This is a genomic window from Bacillus luti, assembly GCF_001884105.1.
In the GTDB taxonomy this organism is placed as follows: Bacteria; Bacillota; Bacilli; order Bacillales; family Bacillaceae_G; genus Bacillus_A; species Bacillus_A luti.
Map to the genome: position 1 here is coordinate 1 of NZ_MACI01000055.1, position 1,470 is coordinate 1,470.

The 1,470-nt window shown below is 29.4% G+C and carries 1 protein-coding gene and 3 pseudogenes; 2 read left to right on the forward strand and 2 right to left on the reverse strand.

Annotated features, from left to right (window positions below; genetic code table 11):
* Positions 1-230, forward strand: a pseudogene (locus BAQ48_RS12415) (sulfite exporter TauE/SafE family protein); the annotation flags it as partial.
* Between the two features lie 113 nt (positions 231-343).
* On the opposite strand, the gene BAQ48_RS12420 reads toward BAQ48_RS12415, so the two are convergent.
* Positions 344-955 carry a PH domain-containing protein gene (locus BAQ48_RS12420; RefSeq protein ID WP_071711310.1) on the reverse strand — a complete coding sequence of 204 codons (612 nt, stop codon included), beginning with the start codon at positions 953-955 and terminating at the stop codon, positions 344-346.
* A 1-nt stretch (position 956) separates the two neighbouring features.
* Positions 957-1,157 (reverse strand): annotated as a pseudogene (locus tag BAQ48_RS12425) (sigma factor-like helix-turn-helix DNA-binding protein); the annotation flags it as partial.
* A 136-nt stretch (positions 1,158-1,293) separates the two neighbouring features.
* Between BAQ48_RS12425 and BAQ48_RS27560 the strand changes: the two are divergent.
* Positions 1,294-1,470: pseudogene (locus tag BAQ48_RS27560) on the forward strand (RNA-guided endonuclease InsQ/TnpB family protein); the annotation flags it as partial.

The following is a 1,470-nucleotide window of genomic DNA, read 5'->3' on the forward strand; positions in this document are numbered from 1 at the left end:
TTTATCTGTTTATATATTTCATTAGTTTACTAACTCAAATACTCTTTACTGGAACGGACATAACAATTTGGAAATCAAGTTTTTATGCAATTCCAATTGTATTTTTAGGTTTGTTTATAGGTCAAATTATTTTCAATTGGCTTAATCCACAAGTTTTTAAAATATTTACATATATCCTTTTGAGCTGTACAGGTATTTATCTTCTTATTGACAGTTTGCATTTGTTATAGATGGTACAATGACACATAGATTCAACGGAATTAGTGTTGTATTTTAAAGCTACAAAATCATTATACAAACTAACTAAACGATAAAAAGCGGCTATTATGCCGCTTTTATCGTTTTATGTTAAATATGGTAAAGCTATGAGCCCACCCATCACTATTACAAATACACTGAAAAAAATCATCCAACCTTTTTCTAAATCTGTATATTTCCCTACTTTTACTCCACGTTTTTTTAACTCTATCATAATTATTGCAATTTCACGTGCACACTCAACACTTCCAAATTGTATATAATTGTTATTATATTTAATCTCAAAGACATTTTTCATTTTTTTATGTTGCGAAATGAATTGTATATCCTCTAATGGTATACTATGTTCATTTATTTTTTTAAAATAACAATCTAATCCTTTCATGATCACTCTCTTATTTGTCAACACGATATAATAATAAAAAGTAGCTCCAACGTATAATATATTAGGTATAATTTTACTATTTACCATACATCCTTCGTCTACTAGCAGTTCCTTCTCAATTTCTTCACCAGTTTGTAATTCGTTACGAATGGATTCTTCTAACATTTGTAAAGTTAATTTTTTTAGTAACTCTCCATTTCTCACATAATATTTATCTATATTTATAGAATCATTCGCCTCTTTTTCTAAACGTGTAATTTCTTCCTCTGAATATTGGAGCTCATTTAACATCGATAACAATCTTTTATCCATATTACACACTCCCTTTCCACAGTTTTTGAAGTTTTTTCTTCCCGCGAGAAATTCGATTGTATATATAATCCGCCGTTACTTTTAATTCTTTCGCAATATCATCAATGGAATATCCATCAATATACCTCTTCAAGAAGATATAACGATCTTTATTATTTAAATCTTGGACTATTTCCATAATCTCTTCTTCTTGTTCTATCATGCCTTTCGAGAGGACTCCCACCTCTAAACGTAAGTGAAGGTGGTGAGGTGAATCGAAAGAAATATTTTATTTTCAAGAAAAACAGAAACAAACGTTCTGTTTTTGCTATAATATCCTTAACAAGGAGGTGAATAAAATGACAAAGGAAAATCCATCAAACTATAAAACTCTTCAAATTTGGATTAAAAAAGGGCATCGTATGTATTCTTATTTTCAAGAATCTTGTCATAATGCTAAGAATATGTACAACACCACAAACTTTTATATACGCCAGGTGTACACTGGATTAACACAAGAAAAAGAGTTGCAGCCT

Coding starts and splice junctions, on each gene's coding strand:
- BAQ48_RS12420 (WP_071711310.1), bottom strand. CDS start 955: ATGGATAAAAGATTGTTATCGATGTTAAATGAGCTCCAATATTCAGAG.